Raw genomic sequence first — 23,608 nt, forward strand, 5'->3', positions numbered from 1 at the left:
GGCGGGGGGCGCCGGCGCCGCCCCCCCCCCCCGGCGCCGCGGGGGGGCGCCCCCGCCGCCCCCCCCGGGGGGGGGGGGGGGGGGGCGGGGGCCCCCCCCCCCCCCCCGCCCCGGTGGTTTGATCGAAATCACCAAACCAAACCCGGGGAGTGCTCCGATGGTCAAGAAGGCGTTCCGGTTCGGCGTGGTCGCGGGCGCGACCGAGGGCGGCGCGAAGTGGCTGCAGACCGCGCGGCGGGCCGAAGAGCTCGGCTACTCCACCCTCCTCAGCCCGGACAACCTCAACCTCCCGACGCCCACCGCCGCGCTCGCGGCCGCCGCGGCCGTCACCACCGATCTCCGGGTCGGTTCCTTCGTCCTCGCCAGCCCGCTGCGGACCGCGCGGGCCGCCGCCTGGGAGTCGCACAGCCTGACCGTCATCACGCAGGGGCGGTTCGAGCTCGGGCTCGGGACCGGGCTGCCCACCATGCGCCAGCAGGCCGAGGAGCTCGGCCTGCCCTACGGCTCGGGCCAGGAGCGGCTCGACTCGATCTCCGAGACCATCGACCACGTCCGGCGGCTCGACGGGGACGGGCACACCCCCGTCATGATCGCCGCCGGGGGACCGAAGGCCCGGCGGCTCGCCGGGGCGAAAGCCGACATCGTCACCCTGGCCGGCGGCGTGCTGACCACCCGCGAGGAGATGGCCGGCTACGTCGAGGAAATCCGCGCCGCGGCCGGCGACCGGGACGTCGAACTCGCGCTCAACATCTTCGTCGTCGGGGAGCAGGTGCCGCCGTGGATCCGGGGGTTCATCGGCGTCGACGCCGAGACGCTCATCGAACACGACTCGCTGACCATGCTCCGCGGCAGCCTCGACGACATGGCCGCCGAGCTCGAACGGCGCCGCGACGAGCTCGGTGTCTCCTACATCAGCGTCAACAGCGCCTTCATCGAGGAGTTCGCGCCGCTGGTGGCGCGGCTGTCGGGGAAGTGAGCGTCGCCGGGTCGGTGTTCGCGCCGCACAGCAGCACCGCGACGCGCTCTCCGGGCGACGGCCGGTAGGCGCCGTCCAGCAGCGCCGCGAACGCCGTGGCCCCGCCCGGTTCGACGGCCAGGCGGTAGCGGTCCCACAGCGCCGCCCGGGCTGCCAGGATCGCCGAGTCGTCCACCAGCACCGACCCCACCCCGGTGCGGGTGGCGACCGCGAACGCGATGTCGCCGAGCCGGGACGCGCCCAGCGAGTCCGCGGCGACGCCGGACACCTCGACTCCGACCGGCTCGCCCGCCGCCAGGGCCGCGTGCAACGTCGGCGCCGTGCGCGGTTCGACGCCGACGACCCGCGCCCGGCCTTCGACCGCCGCCGCGATGCCGGCCAGCAGCCCGCCGCCGCCGACCGCGACCAGGATCGTGTCGACGCCGCCCGTCTGCTCCAGCAGCTCGAGCCCGACCGTGCCCTGGCCGGCGCAGATCTCCGGCTGGTCGTAGGCGTGGCAGAAGAGCGCGCCGCGGTCCGCCGCGTCCTTCACCGCCGCGTCGTAGGCGTCCGCGTACTTGTCGCCGACCAGTTCGACCGCCGCGCCCAGCTGCCGCAGCTTCGCGACCTTGACCGCCGGCGCGTTCGCCGGGACGTAGACCCGCGCGGCCACCCCGAACTCCCGCGCGGCGTGGGCGACGGCGAGCCCGGCGTTGCCGCCCGACGCGGCCACGACGCCGGCCGCCGAAAGCGGGCCCGCGGCGATGATCCGGTTGAACGCGCCCCGCGCTTTGAACGACCCGGTGTGCTGCAACTGCTCGAGCTTGAACCACAAGCCGTCGTCGGCGAACACGGGCGTCCGGCGGACCCGGCCCTCGATCCGCGCGGCGGCCTGCTCGACATCCGAAGTGCTGATCACGTCTTCAGCATGCGCGCGGAGCGTCGTAAGCACCAGCGATGTCTTCTATGCTGCCAACAGGTCTGCTTATGGCTGGAGGTGCCGTGCTCGACGCTCGCCGCCTCGCCCTGCTCGCCGAAGTCGCCCGCGCGGGCTCGATCGCGGCGGCGGCTCAAAGACTCGCTTTCACACCGTCCGCCGTCTCGCAGCAGCTGGCGAAGCTCGAACGGGACGTCGGCGCGTCCGTGCTGCACCGCCACGCGCGCGGCGTCACGCTCACGCCGGTCGGGGAAGCGCTGCTGGTCCACGCCGAGACGATCGCCGGGGAACTGCGCGGCGCGGAAGCCGTGCTCCGCGCGGAGCCGGCGCGGCTCGCGGTCGGCACGTTCGCGAGCGCCGGCACGGCACTCGTGCCGGCGGCGCTCGCCGGGTTCCGCCGGGCGCACCCGGCCGTCGCGCTGCGGCTGCTGGACCTCGAGCCGCCCGGCGGCTACGACCTGGTCCGCTCGCGCGAGCTGGACCTGCTGATCACCCACCGCTACCCGGGCGCGCCGCTGCCCGACGCGCGCGGGCTGGTCCGGTCGCTGCTGCGGGCGGAACGGTTCCGGCTGATCCTGCCCCCGGACCACCCGAAGGCCCGCACCCGCCGGCTCACACTGGCGGCGCTGACCGGTGAAGACTGGATTTCGGGCAGCCCCGGGGTGCCCAATCGCGCGTGCCTCGACCAGCTCGCCGACACCGCGGGCGTCACGCTCGGGGTGACCTACGAAACCCGGGACTACCAGGTGATCCCGGCGCTGGTGGAGGCTGGGCTGGGGATCGCGTTCGTGCCGGAAAGCGTGCTCGAGCGGGCGGGCACAGCACGGGTCGAGGTCCGCGACGTGACCGACGCGCGCCCGGCGCGGGACATCTTCCTGGTGCACCACCGGCGGCCGGGCGAGCTGGTCACCGAGATGGTGGACCGGCTCAGCCGACCGGCCGTCCCGCGCTCTCGAAGCGCGCCGAGGCCGCTTTGAGCGCGTCCAGGCACGCGCGCACCGCGCCGCGGTCCTCTTCGCCCGCCCGGCAGATCGCGTAGATCGTGCGGGTCAGCGGCGGGCGGGTCGCCAGGATGCGGACGCCGTCGGGCAGCCGCTCGCGGGCCAGGCGTGGGACCAGCGCCGCGCCGACGTTGCCCGCCACCAGTGCCAGCTGCGTCGGGTACCCGCCCACCGTGCAGCTGATCCGCGGCTCCAGCCGCTGCTTGCGCAGCACCTGCAGCAGCCACTCGTAGCAGCCGGACCCCAGGCTCCAGCCGATCCACGGCAGGTCGTCCACTTCGGACAGATCGACCGTCTTGCGGTGCGCCAGCCGGTGATCGGCGGGCAGGGCGAGGTCCGCGACGTCGGAGAACAACGCGATCCGCGTCGTCGCCGGCGGGAGCACCGTCGGCCGGTCCTCCCAGCTCTCCAGCACCGCGACGTCGAGGTCGCCGGCCAGCACGCGGGGCATCGTCTGCTCCGCCTCGCCTTCGTGCAGCGTCACCGCCAGCCGCGGGTGCTGCGCCGCGAGCGTCGCCAGCGCGGGCGGGAGGAGCGCGTGCACCGTCGTCGGGATCGCGCCGACCCGCAGCGGCCCGATGACGTCCTCGCGCAGCAGCTCCAGATCCGCCTTCGCCTCGGCGACCTGCGCCAGGATCCGCTCGGCGTGCGCGGCCAGCACCTGGCCCGCCTTCGTCAGCCGCACGCCGCGGCCGCGCGGCTCCAGCAGCGGCTGCCCCGCTTCCCGTTCCAGCTTCGCCAGCTGCTGCGACACCCCGGACGGCGTGACGTGCAGGGACGCGGCCGCCGCGGCGACCGAGCCCTGGGTGGCGACGGCGTGCAGCGCGCGCATCCGCTCGAGTCCGAACACAGTAGAGACTCTACCGAATGAGGTACAGAAACATTCGCTTGTTCTTGACAGTCGCGGCCCGCACGCTGGAGGCGTGACCACGACCGCGCCCCGCCCGACCACCACCGCCACGCCGTTCACCGAGCGCCTCGACCCGCGCCTGCTCGCCGTGCTCGGCAGCTTCTGCATCTCGCTGTCGTCGGTCTTCATCAAGGTCTCGCACGCCAGCGGCAGCACGAGCGCGTTCTGGCGCTGCCTGCTGGCCCTGCCGGTGCTGCTCGCGCTCGCCGCGCGGGAACGGCGCAAGTCGGGCCCGGCGCCCCGCGTGCTCCTCCCGCTGCTGGCCGGCGTCGGGCTCGGCCTGGACTTCGTGCTGTGGGGCGAGGCGATCCCGCGGGTCGGCGCCGGCATCGCGACCGTGCTGCTCGCCGTCCAGGTGGTGATCGTGCCGCTGCTGGCGTTCGCGTTCCTGCGCGAACGGCCGGCCAAGCAGTTCCTCTTCGCCGTGCCCGTGCTGCTCGGCGGCGTCGTGCTGGCCGGCGGGTTCGCCGGGAGCGGCTCGTTCGGCCCGGATCCCGTCACCGGCGCGGTGTTCGCGATGCTCGCCGGCGCCGGGTACGCCGTCTACCTCCTCCTGATCCGGCTCAGCGGCGGCAGGGGCGCGCAAGCGCAGTCCCTGGTGCTGGCGACGCTCTCCGCCGGTGCCGCCGCCGTCGTGCTCGGCGTCCCGACCGGCACGCTCGACCTGAGCCCGAGCCTGGAGACGTTCGGCTGGCTGGTCGCGCTCGCCGTCGTCGGCCAGCTGATCGGGTGGATCCTCATCTCCGCCGCGCTGCCCCGGATGTCGGCCACCACCGGCGCGACGCTGATGCTGCTGCAGCCGGTCGGCGCGGTGCTGCTGGGCATCGGCCTGCTGGGGGAGACGCCGAGCGTCCTGCAGCTCGTCGGCTGCGCGGGTGTGGTCGCCGCCGTCTGCTTCGCCGGGCGGACGCGCCGCGGATGATCTGCGGGCCGGGACCGTCCCGGCTACCGTCGCCGGTATGCGTGTGCTGGTGGCCGGTGCTTCGGGGTTCGTCGGCGGCCGGTTGTGCCCGGCGCTGGAAGAGGCGGGGCACGACGTCCTCGCGATGACCCGTCACCCCGCGAAGTACCGCGGCGCCGGGACTCCTGTGCGCGGCGACGTCGCCGACGTCGGTTCCCTGCGCGACGCGCTCAAGGGCGCCGAAGCCGCCTACTACCTCGTCCACTCGCTCGACAGCGCGGACTTCAAGCGCCGGGACGCCGACGCGGCCCGCGCGTTCGCCCGGGCGGCGGCGGACGCGGGCGTGCGCCGGATCGTCTACCTCGGCGGCCTCGGGGACGACGACGACACGCTGTCGGAGCACCTGGCCAGCCGCCGCGAGGTCGAGCGGCTGCTGGGGGAGACCGGCGTGCCGGTGACCGTGCTGCGCGCCGGGATCGTCATCGGGCACGGCGGGACGTCGTGGGAGCTGACCCGCCAGCTCGTCGAACACCTGCCCGCGATGATCACACCGCGCTGGGTCGGCACGCGCACCCAGCCGATCGCGATCGCCGACGTCGTCCGCTACCTGGCCGGCGTGCTCGACCACCCGGAGGCCGAGGGCCGGACGTTCGACATCGGCGGCCCCGAAGTCCTGGCCTACCGCGACATGCTGCAGCGGGTCGCGGCGATCGAGGGGCGGCCGCTGGTGATCGTGCCGGTGCCGCTGCTCTCGCCGCGGCTGTCCTCGTACTGGCTTTCCCTGGTCACCGACATCGACGTGCCGACCGGACGGGCGCTGATCGACTCGATGACGAACGAGGTCGTCGTCCGCGACGACGCCATCCGCCGGATCGTCGAGTTCGAGCCGATGGGCTACGACGAAGCCGTGCTGCAGGCCCTCGGCGAGCGGGCGAAGAGCCGGCGGCCCGCGTGAAGAAGGCTCGTCTCGCCGGGGTGCTGGCCACCGGATCCGGGCTGCTCGGCGCGTCCCTGGCCAGCAGGCCGGGCTCGCGGCGGTTCCACGTCCTCACGGCGTCGGTCGCGGCGACCTGGTTCGCCGGCGCCGGGCGCGTGCCGCGAGGCCGCCGGGACGTCGTCCAGCCGGTTCTGGTCGGGGTGGGCGCGTTCGGCGTGTTCTACGGCTGCGCGCTGGTGGCCCGCCGCATCCCGCCGCTGCGCCGCGCCATCGCGGGGGTGCTCGACCACGCCCACCGCGGTCCGACGACGTCGGTGGCGGCGACGACGCTGGTGACCGGAGCGGCGGAGGAGGTCTTCTTCCGCGGCGCGCTCCACGACGCTTTCGGACCGGGGAAAGCGACGGCGCTGTACGTCCTTTCGACGACGGCGACGCGCAATCCCGCGCTGGTACTGGCTTCGGCGGTGATGGGGACGCTGTTCACCGTGCAGCGCGGCCGGTCGGGCGGGGTGCAGGCGCCGCTGCTGACGCACGTGGTGTGGTCGGCGCTGATGCTCGCCTTCCTGCCGCGCCTGTTCCCGCCCGCTAGCCCGTGATCCCGTCGTAGGCGGCCATGACCGCGCCGAGGCCGCGGTCGTACCCGCCGTCCCAGAGGACCTGGTTCATCACGTACGCCACCACCATGCGGTTCTCCGCGTCGACGAGGACCACCGAGCCGCCCCACCCGCCCCACGAGCACGTGCGGCCCTCGAGCCGGTAGCCCAAGCCGTAACGCATCTGCGCGCCGAGCACGCGGTCCTCGCCGTGGAACTGCTCCTCGAAGACCCGCTCCGCGCCGGCCGCCGACAGCAAACCGCCGCCACCTACGAGCGCCGATTGCACCGCGGCGACCGAGCGGGCGTTGCCGTACCCGTTGATGGCCGGGACTTCCGCGCGCCGCCAGGCTTCGGAGTACGAGTCCGAAACACCGACCAGGAAACCCGGCGGCTTGTCGCCCTGGGGGTCGGGGATCAGCGGCGCGACGCGGTGGTCGTGCTCGGCGGCCAGCCCGATGTGGAAGTCGGCGCCCAGCGGGCCGGCCACCTCCTCGGCGAAGAACGTCCCGAGGCTGCGTCCGGTGACGCGGCGGACGACTTCGCCGACCAGGAACCCGAAGGTGACCGAGTGGTACCCGCCCGCGGTCCCGGGTTCCCACGCCGGGGCCTGCGCGGCCAGCCGCGCGGTCACGGCCGGCCAGTCGAAGAGGTCCTCGACCGCGATCGGACCGGCGAAGTCCGGCAGCCCCGCGGTGTGCCCGAGCAGGTGCCGGACGAGCGTGGTTTCCTTGCCCGCCGCGGCGAATTCGGGCCAGTACGCGGCGACCGGCGCGTCGAGGTCGAGCTCGCCGCGGTCGGCGAGGACCAGCGCGCACAGCGCCGTCATCGTCTTGGTGGTGGACCAGACGGTGGTGATGGTGTCGCGCTCCCACGGCTTCGTGCGGGCGGTGTCGACGTACCCGCCCCACAGGTCGACCACGGGCTCGCCTTCGACGAAGACGGCGACCGAAGCGCCGACGTCGTCGGAATCGAGTGAAGCCGCCAGGACCTCACGCACCTTGCTGAACCGGTCTTCGCACTCACCCCGGATGTCGGTCACGGCGGCCAGCCAACTCCGTCCGGCCCGGCCGCACCACTCATTTTCCCGCGGCGAACCATTGTCCGGAACGAGCCAGAACCGGGCGGAAACCTTCAGAACTGCGTCGCGGCTTCCTATGCTGGAACGAACTCCGGTGCGTGGAGAGGGATGTCGATGCGGACATTGCTCGTGCTGCTGCTCGTGTTCGGTTCCCTGACCCCGATCCCCGCCGAGGCGGCCACGGCGGTGTGCGTGACGTCGTGCGACACGCTCGACCCGTCGCGGGCCGCGCGGGAGAGCTTTCCCCTGCCCGACAAGGTGATCAACGGCCGCGTGCTGCGCCTGCACGCCTCCGACCCCGACGGCATGGCGTGGGCGAGCATCGACAACGGGGTCGCCGGCGACTCCGTCTGGCTCGACCGTTCCTGGGACGCCGGCGCGTCCTGGGAAGGCCTGCTGGGCAAGGCGAGCATCCCCGGCACGTGGACCGGCACGCGCACGCTGATGTACAACCTCACCGATCCGGCGCAGCACCGCCGCGGCTGGGTCCGCGCCTGCGGGGACGCCCAAGGCGTCGGCTGCACCGCGTGGATCTACCCGGACGTCTGCGACGCCGCGTGCGACCGCACCGCGCCGGGCAGCGGGGACAGCCAGCCGGTGACGCCGACGACGCTCTTCGGCCGCACGATCCGGCTCCACTTCGACGGCCGCGGCCTGGCGTGGGCCGGGATCGAGGCCGGCGGTGCCGGCGACGAGGTCTGGCTCGACCGTTCGTGGGACGCCGGGGCGAGCTGGCCGGACGGCTCGTCGCTGGGCCGAACGAGCGTCGCCGCGGGCGCGACCGGTACGCACACGACGGCGTTCGCGACGCGCGATCCCCGCGGCCGGCTCTACGGCGGCGCGGTCCGCGCGTGCGGCCGCGAAGCCACGCACTCCCAAGGAAGCTGCACGGCCTGGGCGCGCCCGGCGACGACCCGCGCGGCCGGTGCGCTCGACGCCCTGATGTGGTCGTACGAGCCGTACACCGCGTGGTGGCCGTCGAGCTGGTGGAACTCGGCGGTCGCGGTGACGGCGGTGGCCGACGCGGGCGGGTTCGACGCCGCGCTGGCCCGCACCTTCGACGTCAACCGCGTCGCTTTCCCGGCCGGGGCAAGGAGTTCCGACGCGATCGACGGCGACTTCGTCAGCCGCGCCATCGACGACAGCGCGTGGTGGGGCCTGGCCTGGGTCGCCGTCTACGACCGCACCCACGACCCGCGCTACCTGACCGAGGCGACGACGATCGCGAACTACGTCCACGGGTTCTGGGACACCGGCAGCTGCGGCGGCGGGGTGTGGTGGAACCGCGAGCGGACGTACAAGAACGCCGTCACGGCGGGGTTGTACCTGCGGCTGACCGCGTCGCTGCACAACCGGATCACCGGCGACACCACGTGGGGCCAGCGGGCTCGCACCGCGGGGGACTGGTACCTCAACAGCGGCCTGATCAACTCCTCGGGCCTGGTGAACGACGGCTTGACGTCGTCGTGCGCGAACAACGGCCAGACCGTCTGGACGTACAACCAGGGCCTTGGCATCGGCGGGCTCCTGGAGCTGTGGCGCGCGACCGGCGTCCAGTCCTATTTGGACGCGTCGAAGCGGCTCGCGGATGCGGCGTTGGCCCGGTTGACCTCAGGCGGCGTGCTCGTCGAATCCTGCGACACCGGAACGGCTTCCTGCGACGACAACCAGAAGCAGTTCAAGGGCATCTTCCTGCGCTACTTCGGCGACCTCGCGACGGCGACGGGCTCGGCGACCTACCGCGCGTTCGCGCGGCAGCAGGCGGACGCGCTGTGGGCGAACGACCGCGACGCGCTGAACCGCATCGGCCAGCGCTGGACCGGGACGACGCCGAACGTGACGGACTGGCGCACCCAGGCCTCGGGACTCGAAGCGATCCTGGCGGCCGGGTAGCCCCGCACGCCAGAATGGGCGGCGTGCGGATCCTCCTGCTCGCGGCCGTCGCCGTGCTCGTCACCGGGTGCCAGGCCGAGGTCGTGGGCCACGCCGCGCCCACCGGGTTCGTCGTCAAGGACGGGACGCAGCTGCGGTTCCGGCCCGTCCTGGCCGAACTGCCGCCCGGGCCCGCGACCGGCTCGGCGGGCGAACGGCAGAGCGTCGACCCGGCCACGCAGCAGGCCGCGGCGCAGGCGTTCGACTGCGCCCAAGGGCGGCCGGATCCCCTGGACGGCCGCGACGACCCCGCATTGCCGCTGGTCAGCTGTGATCGCGCGCAGGGCACGAAGTACATCCTCGCGCCCGGGTTCCTCAGCGGCGCGGACGTGAGCCGGGTGGACGCCGCCGTCGATCCGCAGACCGGCAGCTCGGTCATCAGCCTCAGCTTCACCACCCAGGGCGCGCGGACTTGGGCCGAGTGGACCGGGCGGAACGTCGGCAAGCAGGTCGCGATGGTGCTGAAGAGCCGCGTCCTGACCGCGCCCACCGTGCAGTCCGCCATCACCGGCGGGGAAACGCAGATCACCGGGAAGTTCACGCTGCCCGAAGCGCGGCAGCTGGCCCGGGACATCGCCGGCGGCTGAGGCTCAGCAGGTCGGCGGCAGGGCCTCTCGGCAGGCTTCGATGTTCGTCTTGTTCGTCGCCTGCTGCAGCAGTTCGTAGAGGGTCTCGCGCTGCTCGTCGGTGAGTCCGCTGAACACCTCGTCCTCGACCGCGGCGAGCGCGAACTCCGCCCGCGCCAGCAGCTTGGCGCCGACGTCGGTGAGCTCGACCACGTGCCGGCGCCGGTCGACGGGGGAGCGGCGGCGCTCGATCAGGTTCTCCGCTTCGAGGTCGTTGAGCAGCCCGACGACGTTCGTGCCGTCCATCTCCAGGGTCTTCGCCAGGTCCTGCTGGGAGCTGCCGCCCTGGTCGCGCAGGACCGTCAGGGCGATCAGGTGCCGCGGGCGCAGCCCGAGCGGGGTGAGCACCGACTCGCTGCGCGTCTGCAACCGGCGCGTGAGCTGGCCGAGCAGCGCACCACACCGGTGGGGCGGCTGGTTGACGACCGGCAGCGACGACATGAGCCCAGTATATGGGCGGCCCAACAGTCGGTGTGCTATTAATGGTTTGTCCGACACCAACGATCTATGGGCGGCTAACGACATGGCGCACCTCCTCCACATCGACTCGAGCATCCAGGGCGAGCGCTCGGTGAGCCGCGCGCTCACCGCGCGGGCCGCGGCCGCGTGGCGCGCCGCGCACCCGGACGGCACCGTCACCTACCGCGACCTGGGCGCGAACCCGCTGCCCCACATCGACTCGGCGAGCGCGCTGGCCGGCATGGTGCCGCCGGAGCAGCACACGCCCGAGCAGGCGGCGGCCTGGGCGCGGACCCGCGAGCTGGTCGACGAGATCAAGGCGGCCGACACCGTGCTGCTGGGCCTGCCGCTCTACAACTTCGGCGCGCCGAGCAGCGTCAAGACGTGGGTCGACCACCTCATCGCGCCCGGGCTTTCGGTCGACCACGAGACGCAGACCGGCCTCCTCGGCGGCCGCGAGTTCATCGTGCTGGCCTCCCGCGGCGGCGGCTACGGCGAGGGCACGCCCCGCGAGGGCTGGGACCACGCCGAGCAGTGGCTCCCGCACGGCGTTTCGCTGACCGGCCTCCAGCCGCGGTTCATCACGGCCGAGCTGACGCTGGCGCACGTCAACCCGGCGATGGCGGAGCTCATCCCGCTGGCCGACGCCAGCCTGGCCACGGCGGAAAAGATCATCGACGCCCTCTGGGTCCCCGCGCGGGTCTGAGGGACGGCGACCGTTCGGCGCGCGATTCTTCGCCTTCGACGACTCCGGCCGGGACCCCGGCGCAGCCGCGCCGCCCCGGCCGGTACCGTCCCGCCGGAGGCCGGGTGGCAAGATGCCGGGACCCGGACAGTCGACCTGGGCGAGGAAGGTCAGGTTTGAGCGCGCACACCTCCCAGATGGACGATATCCGGCTGGTCGCGCAACCCAGCGCGTTGCCGGTCACGGAACTGTTCGTCCGCCTGATTCTCACCGACTGGTCCCTGCTGCCGATGCTGGAGCAGGTGACCGCGACCGCGAGACGGCTGGTCGAGACCGTGATCGACGCCGGCGACCCGCGGTCACCCGCGTTCGTCACGCTGCGGCTGCGGCTGCGCGCCGACGTGCTGGTGGTCGAGGTCGACGACGACGTGCCCGGGCTGCCCGAGCCGAAGGTCGCCGGCCCCGGCGAGCGCGTCGGCGTCACGCCCGGCGTGGGCGGGGCCCGCACCACCTGGTGCGAGCTCGAGCTGCCCGGCGGGATGAACGCCAAGCAGGTGCGCCTGCCGCGGCGGCAGGACCGCCGGACCCTGGTCGACGAGCCCGTCTCCGGCGCCCCGGTGGCGGCGGACCCGGAGGTGCTGGAGCGCCTGCTCACCCGGCTGAGCGGCTGGTCCGGCCAGAGCTGACGTGCGGAGCCGTCCTGTCCTGGTGGTGCTCTACGACGGCGTCCGGCTGCTGGACGTCTCCGGGCCGCTGGAGGTCTTCGCCGAGGCCAACGAGCACGGCGGGCGCTACGAGCTGAAGACGGCTTCGCCCGGCGGCGCCGACGTCCGCGCCAACACGGGGACACGGGTGGGTGCGGACCTCGACCTCGCCGCGGCGGACCCGCGCGGCGCGACCGTGCTGGTGCCCGGCGGCCCCGAATGGGTCCGCACGATCGCCGACACCGAGCTCGTCGCGCAGATCCGGCGGCTGGCCGGCGGCGCGGACCGGACGGCGTCGGTGTGCGCGGGCGCGTTCGCGCTGGCCGCCGCCGGCGTCCTCGACGGCCGGCGCGCCACCACGCACTGGGACCTCACCGACCAGCTCGCCCGCCGCTTCCCGCGGATCACCGTCGACGCCGACGCGATCTTCGTCCAGGACGGCCCGGTGCTCACCTCGGCCGGCGTCACCTCCGGCATCGACCTGGCGCTCGCGCTGGTCGAGGCGGACCTCGGCGCCGAGGTGGCCCGGCTGGTGGCCAAGCACCTGGTCGTCTTCCTGCAGCGGCCCGGTGGGCAGTCGCAGTTCAGCGTCCGGCTGGAGACCGGCCGCCCGCGCACGGAGGTGCTGCGGGCCGTGCTCGACGCCGTCGCGGCCGATCCGTCGGCGCCGCACACCCTCGACGACCTGGCCGCCCGCGCCGGGGTCAGCACGCGGCACCTGACGCGACTCTTCCGCGACGAGCTGGGCCGCACGCCCGCGCGGTTCGTCGAGCAGGTGCGCCTCGAGTTCGCCCAGCAGCAGCTGGAAACCACGACCGAGCCGCTCGACGTCGTGGCGCGGCGGTCGGGCTTCGGGTCGGCCGAGACGCTGCGACGCGCCTTCGCGCGCGGCCTCGGCGTGACACCCAGCGACTACCGCGCGCGGTTCCGGACCACCGGGATCGGCTGAACCGGACCCGCCTCCCGATCCGTGCATCCAGGCAGGGAGAGGACGTGGAGGCGAGGAGGCAGCCGTCGTGCGCATTGTCATCGCGGAAGAAGACGCCCTGCTGCGGGAGGGGCTCGTGCTGCTCCTGCGCAGCGAGGGCTTCGACGTCGTCGCGGCCGTCGACCACCCCGGCGACCTGCTGGCCGCGGTCGCGGCGGAGGCACCGGACCTGGCGGTCGTCGACGTCCGGATGCCGCCGACGTTCACCGACGAAGGGCTGCGGGCCGCTCTGGAGGCGCGCCGGCTCATGCCGGGGCTCGCGATCCTCGCGCTCTCGGCGTTCGTCGAAGACGGCTACGCGGGCGACCTCCTGGCCGCCGGAGGCGGTGGCGCGGGATACCTGCTGAAAGAGCGCGTCGGCAAGCCCGACGAGTTCCTCGACGCCCTGCGGCGCGTCGCCGCCGGGGGCACGGTGCTCGACCGCGACGTCGTCGCCCTCCAGCTGGCCCGGCCGCGGCCCGGCGACCCCGTCGGCACGCTCACCGCGCGCGAACGCGAGGTCGTCGCGCTGCTGGCGGAAGGTCACTCGGTGCCGACGATCGGGCGGCTGCTCGGGATCGGCACCGCGGCCGCCCGGCAGCACGCCGGGGACGTCAGCTCGAAGCTGCGCGTCCCCGACGGTGCCCAGGCGATGCTCAGCTACCTGCGGGCGTGAGCACCTCGGCCTGCTTCTCGCGGTACCGGGCGACGTTGGCGAGCTTGACGTCCTCGTAGCCGCGGACGAGGTCGGGCAGCTCGGCCAGCGCGAGGACGCGGGCGCGGTCGGCGTCGGCCGCCGTGAAGGCCGCGAGCACCATGCCGCGGTAGTCCTCGATCAGCTCGCGCTCGACGCGGCGCACCTCGGCGCGGCCGAACGGGTCGAGCCGCGTGCCGCGCAGCCGGCGCAGCGCCCGCAGGACCCGGAACGCCGGGCGGAACCACGGGCCCAGGCTGATCTTGCGCTTCATCCCGAGCGCGCGCAGCACCGGCGGGTGCAGCCGGTAGGCGTACTTCGTGCCTTCGCCGAACTGCTCTTCGAGACCCGCCGTGAACGCGGGGTCGAGCGAAAGCCGCGCGACCTCGTACTCGTCCTTGTAGGCCATCAGCTTGTAGAGGTGCTTCGCGACCGCTTCGGTGATCTCCGTCGGCCCGTCCTCCAGCACCCGCACCCGCTCGACGAACTCCGCGTACGCCCGCGCGTAGCGCTTGTCCTGGTACGCCACCAGATCCGGGACCCGGACGTCGAGCAGGCGCGCCAGCTCCGAACCCGGTTCCGCGTGCACCAGCTTCCGCACGGACGGCTGCGCGACGGGACGCGCCGGCGAGGGGGTGCTCGCGAGCGTGGAGGGGTCGGCGACGAGCTGGCGGCCGCGGCGGAAGGCCTGCAGGTTCGCGGCCACCGCCGTGCCGTTCAGCTCGATCGCGCGCTCGATCGCCGCGGCCGGCAAGCCGATCGCGCCGGTCTGGAAGGCCGCGCCGAGCTGCAGCACGTTCGCGAACTGGTCGTCGTCGAACAGCTCCTCGGCCAGGCCGCGCGCGTCCAGCGACACCGTGCGCTTCGCCGCGGCCTCCAGGGGCGCGAGGACGCTGCCGGGGTCCGGGAAAGAGACCGTCGTGTCGACGACCATCCGGCCGGTCGGCACCTCGGTGGTCGAGACGACCGCGGTGGTGCGGGCGGCGTCGGCCACGCCGAGGTTCGCCGCGTCCGCGCCGACCAGCGCGTCGCACGCCAGGTAGAGGTCGCACTCGCCGGCGGCCAGCTTCGGGGCCTGCTCGACCGGCTCCGCCGTCACCTTCAGGTCGGACACGACCGCGCCGCCCTTCTGGGCCAGCCCGGTCTGGTCGAGCGTGCGGACGTGCCGCCCGTCGAGCACCGCGGCGGTGGCGAGGATCTGCGTCACGGTGACCACACCGGTGCCGCCGATCCCGGTGATCCGCACGGTGAAGTCCTTCTTTTGGATTTCCGGTGCGGGGACGGCGTCGGCGGCCAGCTCGCCGAGCTTCCGGCGCTGCTTCTTGCCGGTGGGCACGACGGTGACGAACGACGGGCAGTCCCCGGCCAGGCACGAGTAGTCGACGTTGCACGACGACTGGTGGATCGCGGTCTTGCGGCCGAACTCGGTCGCGACCGGCTGCACCGACAGGCAGTTCGACTTGGTGCCGCAGTCGCCGCAGCCCTCGCACACGCGCTCGTTGATGACCACGCGGGTCGTCGGCGTGGCCTGCTTGCCGCGGCGGCGCTTGCGCCGCTTCTCGGCCGCGCACTCCTGCTCGTGGATCAGCACGGTGACACCCTTGACCGCGGCCAGTTCTTCTTGCGTCGCCAGGAGTTCCGAGCGGTCGCGGACCTCGACACCGGCGGGGAGCTTGCGGCGTCGCAGCTTCGCGGGTGCGTCGCTGGTGATCACGACCTTCTTCGCGCCTTCGACGAGCAGCAGCTCGGCGACCTTCTCCACCGGCAGCCCGCCGACGGCGTCCTGGCCGCCGGTCATCGCGACGGCGGAGTTGTACAGCAGCTTGTACGTGATGTTGACGCCGGCCGCGACGGCCGCGCGCACGGCGAGGCTGCCGGAGTGGGTGAACGTGCCGTCGCCGATGTTCTGGACGAAGTGCTCGGCCTCGACGAACGGCGCCATGCCGATCCACTGGGTGCCCTCGCCGCCCATCTGCGTCACGCCGAGGACGGTGCCGACCTGATCGGGCTCCATGAACAGGGCCATGGTGTGGCAGCCGATGCCGCCGCCGACCAGCGTGCCTTCGGGGACCTTCGTCGACGAGTTGTGCGGGCAGCCGGAGCAGAAGTACGGCGTGCGCGCGAGCAGCGGCACCGAAATGCGTTCGCGGCGCCGACGCGCTTGGTGGGCTTCGACCGACGGGATGCCTTCGGGCAGCCGCCGGGCCAGGCCGGCCGCGATGCCGTCCGGGTCCAGCTCGCCGAGCTCGGTGAACAGCGTCCGGCCGTCGCGGTCCTTCTTGCCGGTGACCGCGGGTGCGCCGGGGACGCCGTAGAGGACCTCCTTGAGCGCCGTCTCGACGAACGACCGCTTCTCCTCGACGACGACGATCTCGTCGAGACCCTCGGCGAACTCGCGGACGATCCCGGGTTCGAGCGGGTGGATCGCGCCGAGCTTGAGCACGCGGATGCCGTGCCGGCGCAGGCCTTCCGCGTCGAGGCCCAGGGACCGGAACGCCTGCTGGAGGTCCAGGTAGGACTTCCCGGCGGAGACGATGCCGATCCGGTCGGCCGGGCCGCGCGCGGTGATCCGGTTGATCCCGCTCGCGCGCAGGTACTGCGTGACCAGCGGCAGCCGGACGGTGAAGAGACTGCGTTCCAGCTCGGCGAGGCTGGTGCCGAGCAGCCGCGACGTCGGCGTGTGGCGGTAACCCTTTTCGACTTCCGGGGCGGTCCACTGTGGATCGACGATGGCCGTGCCCGACGCGTCGGCGACGTTGGCGACGATCTTCAGCGACGTCCACACGCCGGCGGCCCGCGACAGCTCGACCGCGTGCATGCCGAGGTCGAGGACGTCCTGGGAGTCGGCCGGGTAGAGGATCGGGATCGCCAGGTCGGCGAGCGCGAGCTCCGAGGCGCACGGCACGGTCGAGGACTTCGCGTTCGGGTCGTCGCCGACCAGCGCGACGGCGCCGCCGCGCGGGTCGGTACCGGCCAGGTTGGCGTGCCGCAGCGCGTCGGTCGCGCGGTCGAGGCCGGGGGCCTTGCCGTACCAGAACCCGGTGACGCCGCGCTGCCCGCCGGCACCGGCGACGAGCTGGCTGCCCATCACCGACGTCGCGGCCAGCTCCTCGTTGAGACCGGGGCGGTGGACGACGTCGTGCTTCTCCAGCAGCTTCGCGCGGCGGCCGAGCTCGAGGTCGTAGCCGGCCAGCGGCGAGCCCTCGTACCCGGAGACGAACACGGCGGGGTCGCCGCCGTGGGCGCGGTCGTGGCGGACGCGGTCGAACAGCAGCCGGACCAGCGCCTGCACCCCGGTGAGGTGCACGATCCCCGCTTCCCGCAGGTAGCGGTCCGCCAGCGTGAACGTCTCCACGGCGCGGGCCTCCTTCGCGTCGATGTGCTTCGGAGCACGTGTTTTGAGGCACAGTGCGGCGCTCGCCACAGCGACGCAACAGGCGATGTCGACTCAGCATCCCAGACGCAAACTTCGGCGGGATTTCGCGTCGACTGGCCCGGATTTTTGCGCGAAGTTACGCTCGGACGCATGACCGAAGAGCCGCTCGACGCGACCGACCACGAAATCCTCGGCCTGCTGCGCGAAGACGCCCGCCGCACGCTGTCGGACATCGCCGGCCGCGTCACGCTGTCGACGGCCGCGGTCAAGCGGCGCATCGACCGGCTGCGCGAGACCGGCGTGATCACCGGGTTCACCGTGCAGGTCGACCACGCGAAGCTGGGCTGGGGGATCGAGGCGTTCACCGAGCTGCGGTTCGTCGGGAACACGAAGGTCGCGGAGATCCTGCGCACGACCACGCGGATGCCCGAGGCGCAGGCGGTGTTCACGATCGCGGGCGACCCGGACGCGCTCGTGTGGCTGCGGGTGCGGGACATGGCCCACCTGCAGAAGACGATCGACGAGATCCGCCGCCAGCACCAGGTCACCGGCACGAAGACGCTGATCGCGCTGGAGTCCTGGTCGCGGGGGACCTGACGTGCTCGTGACGCTGGCCGAGCGCCCGGACCTCGCCGACGCCGTCTACGCGATCCCGTACCCGCCCGGCTCGCCGTCGTTCATGGCCGGCAGCTTGCCGAGCCTGCTGGTCCGCGGCCGCCGGGTCGCGCGGCGCTGGCCGCACCTGGTCGTGGCGCTGCTGGAGGAGGACCGGCCGGTCGCGCGCGGGATCATGGTGCCGTTCCGCAGCCGTGGGCCGCTCCCCGCCAGGGGCTGGGACGAAGTGGCGGTGTGGGCCGCGGAGGACGCGCTCGACGACGTCACCCCGGACACCGCGTGTGCGCTGGAGATAGCGGTGCACCCGGACCACCAGGGACGCGGCCATTCGCGCACGGTCTTGGAGGGCATGCGCACGGCGGCGGCCGGGCTGACCTCGCTGGTGATCCCGGTCCGCCCGCCGGACAAGGCGGCGGTGCCGTCGTCGTCGATGCAGGACTACGCCGCCGAGACGCGGCCGGACGGGTTGCCGGCCGACCGCTGGCTGCGCACCCACGTCCGAGCGGGCGGCCGGATCGAGTCGGTGGCGTGCTGCTCGGCGACGGTCCAGGCGCCCCTCGAGGACTGGCGCCGCTGGACCGGGCTGCCGTTCACCGACGACGGCCCGGTCCTCGTCCCGGGTGCGCTGGCTCCGGTGTTCGTGTCGACGGCCCAGGACTTCGCGGTGTACGTGGAGCCGAACGTCTGGGTGTCCCACCGGGTCGGCTAGCCGCCCAGCAGAACTCCGGACGTGCGCTCCCGGTCGAAGAAGAACTCCGGCCACGCCAGCCCGTCCGGCGGCGCGTCGATGGCGGTCGCCCGGCGACGGAGTTCGTTCAGGTAATCAGTGTCGAGAAGCGCGCCAAGCCAAGAGCCGCGCAGCGGGGTCAACGACGGCCACGAACCCAGCCGCCCGTAGTGATCCGCCACGACGTACGCCGCGCCGGGGTACTCGCAGCTCCAGCTGCGAGACCGCCGCGCTGCCGCCGTCGTGCTTCAAGTGCCCCAGCCCGAACAACATCAAGGCCCTGCGGTGCTTCCGCAGCGATCGGCGGGTCGCACGCCAGCACGCGGATCTTGCGCTCGGCCGGCAGCTTCGTGTTGACCTGCCGCACCAAGGCGAAGAGCTGCTCGTAGAACAACGAGAACCCGCAGCTCGGCTGGGTCGTGTCCCGCCGGACGCGGCTGATGTCCGGGACGTCGCCGCCGGCGGTGTAGGCGTCCAGGAGCGGCTGGTGGAGCGAGTTCCCGCACTCCACGGCGATGTCGTTCACCCGGCCGGGGAAGCGGGGATCCCGGACGGGGTCGAACACGAACGGCCCGGGGTCCGGGCCGGCCTTCGCGACGATCGAGTGGGTGTCGAACGCGGCGAGCAGGGCGCCGACCGGATCGGACGGCGGCCGCGAGCACGGCCGGCATCCAGCTCCGCCCGCGCCGCTGTCAAGGCCGGGTCAGTGCTTGAACGCCTCCGCGAGCCACCACGAACCGCCGTCGTCGGCGATCTTCGCGTCGATCACCAGCGGCGCGTCACGCGGACCCGCGAGCCATTCGCGCACCGCGAAGAGGTCTTCGGGCGACCGCACGGTGACGCCGTCGGCGCCGAAACCGCGGCCGATCGCGGCGAGGTCGGAGTCGGGGAACCGGACCGTCGACATGTCGGCGTCGCCGAAGTGGTGGACCTCCGCGCCGTAGGCGGCGTCGTTGTAGACGATCACCACCAGCGGCAGGCCGAGCCGGACCGCGGTGTCCAGTTCGGACAGTGCCATGTGGAACCCGCCGTCGCCGGTGCCGAGCACCGGCAGCCGGTCCGGGCGGGCCAGCGCCGCGCCGATCGCCGTGCCCAGGCCCAGCCCGATGCTCTGGAACGCCTGGGTGAAGCAGAACCCCTGTTCGTCCGGCACCGACAGGTACGCGCTCGGGTAGCCCATGAAGTTGCCGGAGTCGATCGAGACGATCCGCTCGGCGGGCAGCAGCTCGTCCAGCAGCCTGCTCAGCGTCCGCGGGTCGATCCGGCCTCCTCGGGAGAGGTCCTCGTGCTCGACGTCGGTCCACCGGCCGGTCGCGATCCGCGCCGCGACCTCGTCGGTGCGATAACCCTGCTGCTCCTTGACCACCGCGAGGACGTCCGAAGCGGTGCTCGTGACGTCGCCGGTGACGCCGAGGTCGATCGGCCGGTGCGCGCCCAGCGCACTCTGCTCGAGGTCGACCTGGACGAGCTTCGCGTGCGGGCTGAGCAGCTTGCCGTGGCGGGTGGTCCACATGTTCAGCGCGCAGCCCCAGCCGACGACGAGGTCCGCGCCGACGATCAGCTCGGCGGCCAGGGGCGAGGCGAAGCCGCCGGAGATGCCGAGCGCGAACTCGTCGTCGTGGAAGAGCCCGTGCGCGACGGCCGACGTCGCCAGCAGCGCCCCGCACCGGGAAGCCAGCTCCCGCAACGGTTCCCGGCTGCCGCGCGCGCCGCGGCCGGCGATGAACACCGGCCGTTCGGCGGCGTCGAGGAGATCCGCGAACTCGGTCACGGCCGCCGCGTCCGGGCGCAGCGCGGCCGGACCGGGGATCGGCGGCAGCGGCTCGGCCGGTGAAGGCGCGGGCTGAGCTTGAACGTCCAGGGGGAGGTTCAGCACGACGGTCCGGCGCTGCTGCCGCGCGGTCCGGAAGGCCCGCACGGTGTCGGCGACCGCGCTCGCGGCCGAGTGCACGCGCTCCGGGACGGCGCCGACCGCGGCGGCCAGCCCGTCCTGGTCGACGCGGAAGTTCGACAGCACCGACGCGCCCGCGGAGTCGGCGGTGAGTACCAGCATCGGCGTCCGGCTCTTGGCCGCCTCGGTGATGCCGGTCAGCGCGTTGGTCAGCCCGCAGCCCTGGTGCAGCGACAGCACCGAGACCCGCCCGCTCATCCGCGCGTAAGCGTCGGCCATGCTCGCCGCGCCGCCTTCGTGGCGGGCGGCGACGAACCGGACGCCGCCCGCGCGCAGCGCGTTCGTCACCTCGAAGTTGCCGCTGCCCACCACGCCGAACGCGGTGCCGACGCCGAGGCCGGCCAGCGTGCGGCCGACGAGTTCGGCGACGTTCACCGCTCCACCAGGGCGAGCACGCGGGCCGGGCTGCCGGAGCCGCCGACGATCGGCAGCGGCGCGACGACGAGCAGCGTGCCGGTCGGCGGCAGCGCCGCCAGGTTCTGCAGCTGCGTCAGGCCGTGCTTCCCGGCGCCCAGCAGGAGTTCGTGGCAGGGGAACATCGGCTCGAGCCCGGGCGCCTGGCCCGCGTCGGTGCCGACGGTCTCCACGCCGAGCCCGGTGATCGGGGACTCTTCGGCGAGCCAGCGCGCGCACTCGGGCGAGACGCCGGGGGAGTGCGAGCCGGTGTCGTCGGCGTTGAGGAACGCCTCCTGGTCGTGGCTGCGCGCGTCCCAGCCGGTGCGGTAGAGCAGCCAGCCGCCGTCGGGCAGCGAGCCGTGCTCGGCCGTCCACGCGCGGACGTCGTCGATGGAGAGCAGGAAGTCCGGGTTCTCGGCCGCCCGCGCCGAGAAGTCCAGCACGACCGCGGGCGCCACCAGCGTCTTCAGCGGCACCTGCGAGACGTCGTGACCGTCCTTTCCGGACACCCAGTGGACGGGGACGTCGAGGTGGGTGCCGGTGTGCTCACCGGTGTGGATGTCGTTCCAGTACCACCGCGGGCCGCGCTCGTCGTAGCGGCTGATCTCCTCCAGGCGGAACGGGATCGTGTTGGCGAACGGCTCCGGCAGCTGCAGGATCGGCGTGCTCGCGCTCAGGGGAGCGGTGAGGTCGACGATCTCGACCGACCCGTCGCCGAGCGCCTTGCTCAGCCCGTCCAACAACGACATGCCTGCCTCCCGGGTGCCGGTGTGCGTCTCGATCGAGACCCTATGCCCGCCGGGCGTTCCTTGACAGCCGTGTGGTCGCGGGTGTTGTCTTAATGTCGTAGGACAATAGGAAGGTGTCGGGTGATCGAGTTCGTCCTGGACGGCCGCTCGCGGGTCGCCACGTACATGCAGCTCGTCGTCCAGGTGAAGCAGGCGCTGCGGGTCGGCCTGCTGCGCCCCGGCGACCAGCTGCCGAAGGTGCGCGAAGTGGCCCAGGCGCTGGCGATCAACCCGAACACCGTGCTCAAGGCCTACCGCGAGCTGGTCCTGGAGGGACTCGCGGAGGGCCGGCCGGGGGTGGGCACGTTCGTCACCGGCGACCTCGCCGGGCCGTCGCTGGGCAACCAGGCGCGGCTGCGCGACGAGCTCGTGGCCTGGCTGGAGCGCGCCGAAGCCGCGGGGATGTCGGCCGACGACATCGCCGCGCTCATCGAGACCACGTTGCGGGGCACCGCGGTGCCCCGCAACCTTGCGTAGGGAGTTCCCGAATGGAGCCGGCAGTCGAGGCCCGGGCGCTGGGCAAGCGCTACGGGCGCACCTGGGCGTTGCAGGACTGCACGCTGGACGTGCCCGCCGGGCGGATCGCCGCGCTGGTGGGCCCGAACGGCGCGGGCAAGACGACGTTGCTGCACCTGGCCGTCGGGCTGCTGCGGCCGGACGCGGGCGAGGTGCGCGTGTTCGGCCGCGACCCGCGCTCGGTGCTCGCCGACATCGGGTTCGTCGCGCAGGACACCCCGCTGTACCGCGACTTCACCGCGGCCGAGCTCGTCACCATGGGCGGCAAGCTGAACCGCCGCCGCTGGGACGCCGCGCTGGCCCGCGAGCGGCTCGCCGGGCTCGGCATCCCGCCGGACATGCCGGTCGGCAAGCTGTCGGGCGGGCAGCGGGCGCAGGTCGCGCTGGCGCTGGCCCTGGCCAAGCGCCCGCGGCTGCTGCTGCTCGACGAGCCCATCGCCAGCCTGGACCCGTTGGCGCGCCGCGAGTTCATGCAGGCGCTGATGGGGGCGGTGGCCGAGAGCGAGACGACCGTCCTGCTGTCCTCGCACCTGCTGGCCGACCTCGAGCGCAGCTGCGACTACCTGATCGTCCTGCGGCGGTCCCGCGTCCAGCTGACCGGGGCGGTCGACGAGCTGCTCGACACCCACCGCACGCTGGTCGGCCCGCGAGCGGGCAGCGAGTCGATCGCCGGCGTGGCGAAGGTGGTCCGCGCGAGCCACACCGAACGCCAGTCGACCCTGCTCGTCCGCCGCGGCGACGGCCCGGTCGATCCCTTGTGGACGGAGCACGAAGTGACCCTGGAGGACCTGGTGCTGGCGCACCTCGCCGAAGCGGAGACCCGCGTCGCGGCGGACGCGTGGGGGGTGCCGGCGTGATCTGGCTGACCTGGCGCCAGCACCGCAAGCAGGCGCTGTTCACCCTCGGTGCCCTGGTCGCGCTCGCCGCGATCATGGTGCCCACGGGGCTGGCGATGCACACGAAGTTCGACAGCCTCGGCCTGCCCGCCTGCCGGGCCGCGCTCGGCAGCGCGTCGATGATCACCCAGACCGAAGAGGTGGGCCGCTGCACCGGGCTGGGCCACCAGTTCGAGCAGCAGTTCGGCGGCATGGTGTTCGTCGCCGTGCTGTTCGTGGTCCTGCCGGTGCTGGTCGGCGTGTTCTTCGGCGCGCCGCTGGTCGCCCGCGAGGTCGAGCAGGGCACCCACCGTCTCGTGTGGACCCAGGGCGTCAGCCGCCTCCATTGGGCGCTGGTGAAGTTCGGCCTGGTCGGCGGGATCACCGTGGTGCTCGCGGTCGTGTACGCGCTGGGCGTCTCGTGGTGGTTCGAGCCGCTGGTCACCGCGAGCACCGGACGGCTGGGCTACTTCTCGTTCGACGTCCAGGGAGTCGTCCCGATCGCCTACACGCTGTTCGCCTTGGCGCTGGGGGTCTTCGCGGGGACGTACTGGCGGAAGGTGCTGCCCGCCATGGGAATCGCGCTGGTCGGTTTCGCGGCGGTCCGCGTCGCGATCGAGGTCCTGGCCCGGCCGCGGTACCTGCCCGCGCGGACGCTGACGTTCTTCCCGGACGGCAACCAGACGCCGAACACAGCGTCGGGCGACTGGGTGCTGTCCCAAGGCGTCCGCAACGCGGCCGGGGAGATGGTGCTCCCCAACTCCGAGATCGGCCCGTGCGGTGCCGGCGGCTGCGGGCCGAGCGAGGCCGGAGCCGGCGCGTACAACTGGCTGGAGTTCCAGCCGGGGGACCGGTTCTGGACGTTCCAGGCGATCGAGACGGGGATCTTCGTCCTGCTGACGGCGGCGCTGGTGTACTTCGCCCTGCGCCGGCTGCGGACGATCGCCTGACCGGCGCTCGGTCACGAGGAGGCCGGGGTCGT

At 73.4% G+C, this 23,608-nt stretch carries 25 protein-coding genes; 16 read left to right on the forward strand and 9 right to left on the reverse strand.

Annotated elements, in window-relative coordinates:
- Positions 1 to 157: 157 nt before the first annotated feature.
- Positions 158 to 976: an LLM class flavin-dependent oxidoreductase gene (locus ACIRSS_RS22735; protein WP_400897979.1), complete on the forward strand. Its 819-nt coding sequence runs from the start codon at positions 158 to 160 to the stop codon at positions 974 to 976.
- Here the strand turns inward: ACIRSS_RS22735 and ACIRSS_RS22740 are convergent.
- A complete protein-coding gene (locus tag ACIRSS_RS22740; RefSeq protein WP_400897981.1) occupies positions 930 to 1,874 on the reverse strand; it encodes a threonine/serine dehydratase in 945 nt (314 codons plus the stop codon). The two genes, ACIRSS_RS22735 and ACIRSS_RS22740, sit on opposite strands and share 47 nt — an antisense overlap.
- 83 nt (positions 1,875 to 1,957) lie before the next feature.
- On the opposite strand from ACIRSS_RS22740, the gene ACIRSS_RS22745 reads away from it, so the two are divergent.
- Complete coding sequence (locus ACIRSS_RS22745; protein ID WP_400897983.1) at positions 1,958 to 2,869, forward strand: LysR substrate-binding domain-containing protein; 912 nt, start codon at positions 1,958 to 1,960, stop codon at positions 2,867 to 2,869.
- Here the strand turns inward: ACIRSS_RS22745 and ACIRSS_RS22750 are convergent.
- Positions 2,820 to 3,743, reverse strand: a complete 924-nt coding sequence (locus tag ACIRSS_RS22750) for a LysR family transcriptional regulator (RefSeq protein WP_400897985.1) — start codon at positions 3,741 to 3,743, stop codon at positions 2,820 to 2,822. The genes ACIRSS_RS22745 and ACIRSS_RS22750 overlap by 50 nt on opposite strands.
- A gap of 73 nt (positions 3,744 to 3,816) precedes the next feature.
- Here ACIRSS_RS22750 and ACIRSS_RS22755 point away from each other — a divergent pair, with 73 nt between their 5' ends.
- From ACIRSS_RS22755 to ACIRSS_RS22765, 3 genes are read left to right on the forward strand one after another with little or no spacing between them, the layout of a single operon-like run.
- Positions 3,817 to 4,725, forward strand: coding sequence for a DMT family transporter (locus ACIRSS_RS22755; RefSeq protein ID WP_400897987.1), 909 nt, complete (start codon positions 3,817 to 3,819; stop codon positions 4,723 to 4,725).
- Between the two features lie 37 nt (positions 4,726 to 4,762).
- Positions 4,763 to 5,659 (forward strand): NAD(P)H-binding protein, encoded by an 897-nt coding sequence (locus ACIRSS_RS22760; protein WP_400897989.1) that lies wholly within the window; start codon positions 4,763 to 4,765, stop codon positions 5,657 to 5,659.
- The gene (locus ACIRSS_RS22765; protein WP_400897991.1) at positions 5,656 to 6,237 is read left to right on the forward strand and encodes a type II CAAX prenyl endopeptidase Rce1 family protein; all 582 of its coding nucleotides are present in this window, start codon (positions 5,656 to 5,658) and stop codon (positions 6,235 to 6,237) included. The genes ACIRSS_RS22760 and ACIRSS_RS22765 overlap by 4 nt, the downstream gene beginning before the upstream one ends.
- On the opposite strand, the gene ACIRSS_RS22770 is transcribed toward ACIRSS_RS22765, so the two are convergent.
- A complete protein-coding gene (locus ACIRSS_RS22770; RefSeq protein WP_400897993.1) occupies positions 6,227 to 7,276 on the reverse strand; it encodes a serine hydrolase domain-containing protein in 1,050 nt (349 codons plus the stop codon). The two genes, ACIRSS_RS22765 and ACIRSS_RS22770, sit on opposite strands and share 11 nt — an antisense overlap.
- 153 nt (positions 7,277 to 7,429) lie before the next feature.
- On the opposite strand from ACIRSS_RS22770, the gene ACIRSS_RS22775 reads away from it, so the two are divergent.
- Entirely contained in the window at positions 7,430 to 9,208 is a 1,779-nt protein-coding gene (locus ACIRSS_RS22775) for a glycoside hydrolase family 76 protein (RefSeq protein WP_400897995.1), read from the forward strand.
- 14 nt (positions 9,209 to 9,222) lie between these two features.
- A complete protein-coding gene (locus tag ACIRSS_RS22780) occupies positions 9,223 to 9,834 on the forward strand; it encodes a SecDF P1 head subdomain-containing protein (RefSeq protein WP_400897997.1) in 612 nt (203 codons plus the stop codon).
- A gap of 3 nt (positions 9,835 to 9,837) precedes the next feature.
- Here ACIRSS_RS22780 and ACIRSS_RS22785 read toward each other — a convergent pair whose 3' ends face one another.
- Positions 9,838 to 10,314: a MarR family winged helix-turn-helix transcriptional regulator gene (locus ACIRSS_RS22785; RefSeq protein ID WP_400897999.1), complete on the reverse strand. Its 477-nt coding sequence runs from the start codon at positions 10,312 to 10,314 to the stop codon at positions 9,838 to 9,840.
- An 82-nt stretch (positions 10,315 to 10,396) separates the two neighbouring features.
- Between ACIRSS_RS22785 and ACIRSS_RS22790 the strand changes: the two genes are divergently transcribed.
- The 4 genes from ACIRSS_RS22790 to ACIRSS_RS22805 all read left to right on the forward strand — a co-directional run bounded on the left by ACIRSS_RS22790 (position 10,397) and on the right by ACIRSS_RS22805 (position 13,364).
- Positions 10,397 to 11,038 carry an FMN-dependent NADH-azoreductase gene (locus ACIRSS_RS22790; protein ID WP_400898001.1) on the forward strand — a complete coding sequence of 214 codons (642 nt, stop codon included), beginning with the start codon at positions 10,397 to 10,399 and terminating at the stop codon, positions 11,036 to 11,038.
- 155 nt (positions 11,039 to 11,193) lie between these two features.
- Positions 11,194 to 11,703 carry an ATP-binding protein gene (locus ACIRSS_RS22795; protein WP_400898003.1) on the forward strand — a complete coding sequence of 170 codons (510 nt, stop codon included), beginning with the start codon at positions 11,194 to 11,196 and terminating at the stop codon, positions 11,701 to 11,703.
- Position 11,704: 1 nt separating this feature from the next.
- Positions 11,705 to 12,670 (forward strand): GlxA family transcriptional regulator, encoded by a 966-nt coding sequence (locus tag ACIRSS_RS22800; RefSeq protein WP_400898005.1) that lies wholly within the window; start codon positions 11,705 to 11,707, stop codon positions 12,668 to 12,670.
- Positions 12,671 to 12,737: 67 nt separating this feature from the next.
- The gene (locus tag ACIRSS_RS22805) at positions 12,738 to 13,364 is read left to right on the forward strand and encodes a response regulator (protein ID WP_400898007.1); all 627 of its coding nucleotides are present in this window, start codon (positions 12,738 to 12,740) and stop codon (positions 13,362 to 13,364) included.
- Here ACIRSS_RS22805 and ACIRSS_RS22810 read toward each other — a convergent pair.
- A complete protein-coding gene (locus ACIRSS_RS22810) occupies positions 13,345 to 16,737 on the reverse strand; it encodes an indolepyruvate ferredoxin oxidoreductase family protein (RefSeq protein ID WP_400898009.1) in 3,393 nt (1,130 codons plus the stop codon). The genes ACIRSS_RS22805 and ACIRSS_RS22810 overlap by 20 nt on opposite strands.
- A gap of 171 nt (positions 16,738 to 16,908) precedes the next feature.
- Between ACIRSS_RS22810 and ACIRSS_RS22815 the strand changes: the two genes are divergently transcribed.
- On the forward strand, positions 16,909 to 17,355 hold the full coding sequence (locus ACIRSS_RS22815) for an Lrp/AsnC family transcriptional regulator (protein ID WP_364461332.1): 447 nt from the start codon (positions 16,909 to 16,911) through the stop codon (positions 17,353 to 17,355).
- A 1-nt stretch (position 17,356) separates the two neighbouring features.
- Positions 17,357 to 18,082: a hypothetical protein gene (locus ACIRSS_RS22820; RefSeq protein ID WP_400898011.1), complete on the forward strand. Its 726-nt coding sequence runs from the start codon at positions 17,357 to 17,359 to the stop codon at positions 18,080 to 18,082.
- Here ACIRSS_RS22820 and ACIRSS_RS22825 read toward each other — a convergent pair.
- The 4 genes from ACIRSS_RS22825 to ACIRSS_RS22840 all read right to left on the reverse strand — a co-directional run bounded on the left by ACIRSS_RS22825 (position 18,079) and on the right by ACIRSS_RS22840 (position 21,196).
- Positions 18,079 to 18,243, reverse strand: a complete 165-nt coding sequence (locus ACIRSS_RS22825) for a hypothetical protein (RefSeq protein WP_400898013.1) — start codon at positions 18,241 to 18,243, stop codon at positions 18,079 to 18,081. The two genes, ACIRSS_RS22820 and ACIRSS_RS22825, sit on opposite strands and share 4 nt — an antisense overlap.
- Complete coding sequence (locus tag ACIRSS_RS22830) at positions 18,240 to 18,665, reverse strand: hypothetical protein (RefSeq protein ID WP_400898015.1); 426 nt, start codon at positions 18,663 to 18,665, stop codon at positions 18,240 to 18,242. The genes ACIRSS_RS22825 and ACIRSS_RS22830 overlap by 4 nt, the downstream gene beginning before the upstream one ends.
- Positions 18,666 to 18,803: 138 nt before the next feature.
- Positions 18,804 to 20,426, reverse strand: coding sequence for a thiamine pyrophosphate-binding protein (locus ACIRSS_RS22835; protein ID WP_400898017.1), 1,623 nt, complete (start codon positions 20,424 to 20,426; stop codon positions 18,804 to 18,806).
- A complete protein-coding gene (locus ACIRSS_RS22840; protein WP_400898019.1) occupies positions 20,423 to 21,196 on the reverse strand; it encodes a cyclase family protein in 774 nt (257 codons plus the stop codon). The genes ACIRSS_RS22835 and ACIRSS_RS22840 overlap by 4 nt, the downstream gene beginning before the upstream one ends.
- 120 nt (positions 21,197 to 21,316) lie before the next feature.
- On the opposite strand from ACIRSS_RS22840, the gene ACIRSS_RS22845 reads away from it, so the two are divergent.
- From ACIRSS_RS22845 to ACIRSS_RS22855, 3 genes are read left to right on the forward strand one after another with little or no spacing between them, the layout of a single operon-like run.
- On the forward strand, positions 21,317 to 21,712 hold the full coding sequence (locus ACIRSS_RS22845) for a GntR family transcriptional regulator (RefSeq protein WP_400898021.1): 396 nt from the start codon (positions 21,317 to 21,319) through the stop codon (positions 21,710 to 21,712).
- A gap of 11 nt (positions 21,713 to 21,723) precedes the next feature.
- A complete protein-coding gene (locus tag ACIRSS_RS22850; RefSeq protein WP_400898023.1) occupies positions 21,724 to 22,608 on the forward strand; it encodes an ABC transporter ATP-binding protein in 885 nt (294 codons plus the stop codon).
- The gene (locus ACIRSS_RS22855) at positions 22,605 to 23,576 is read left to right on the forward strand and encodes a transporter (protein WP_400898025.1); all 972 of its coding nucleotides are present in this window, start codon (positions 22,605 to 22,607) and stop codon (positions 23,574 to 23,576) included. The genes ACIRSS_RS22850 and ACIRSS_RS22855 overlap by 4 nt, the downstream gene beginning before the upstream one ends.
- Positions 23,577 to 23,608: the final 32 nt, after the last annotated feature.

It is taken from the genome of Amycolatopsis sp. NPDC101161, from assembly GCF_044768185.1.
In the GTDB taxonomy this organism is placed as follows: domain Bacteria; phylum Actinomycetota; class Actinomycetes; order Mycobacteriales; family Pseudonocardiaceae; genus Amycolatopsis.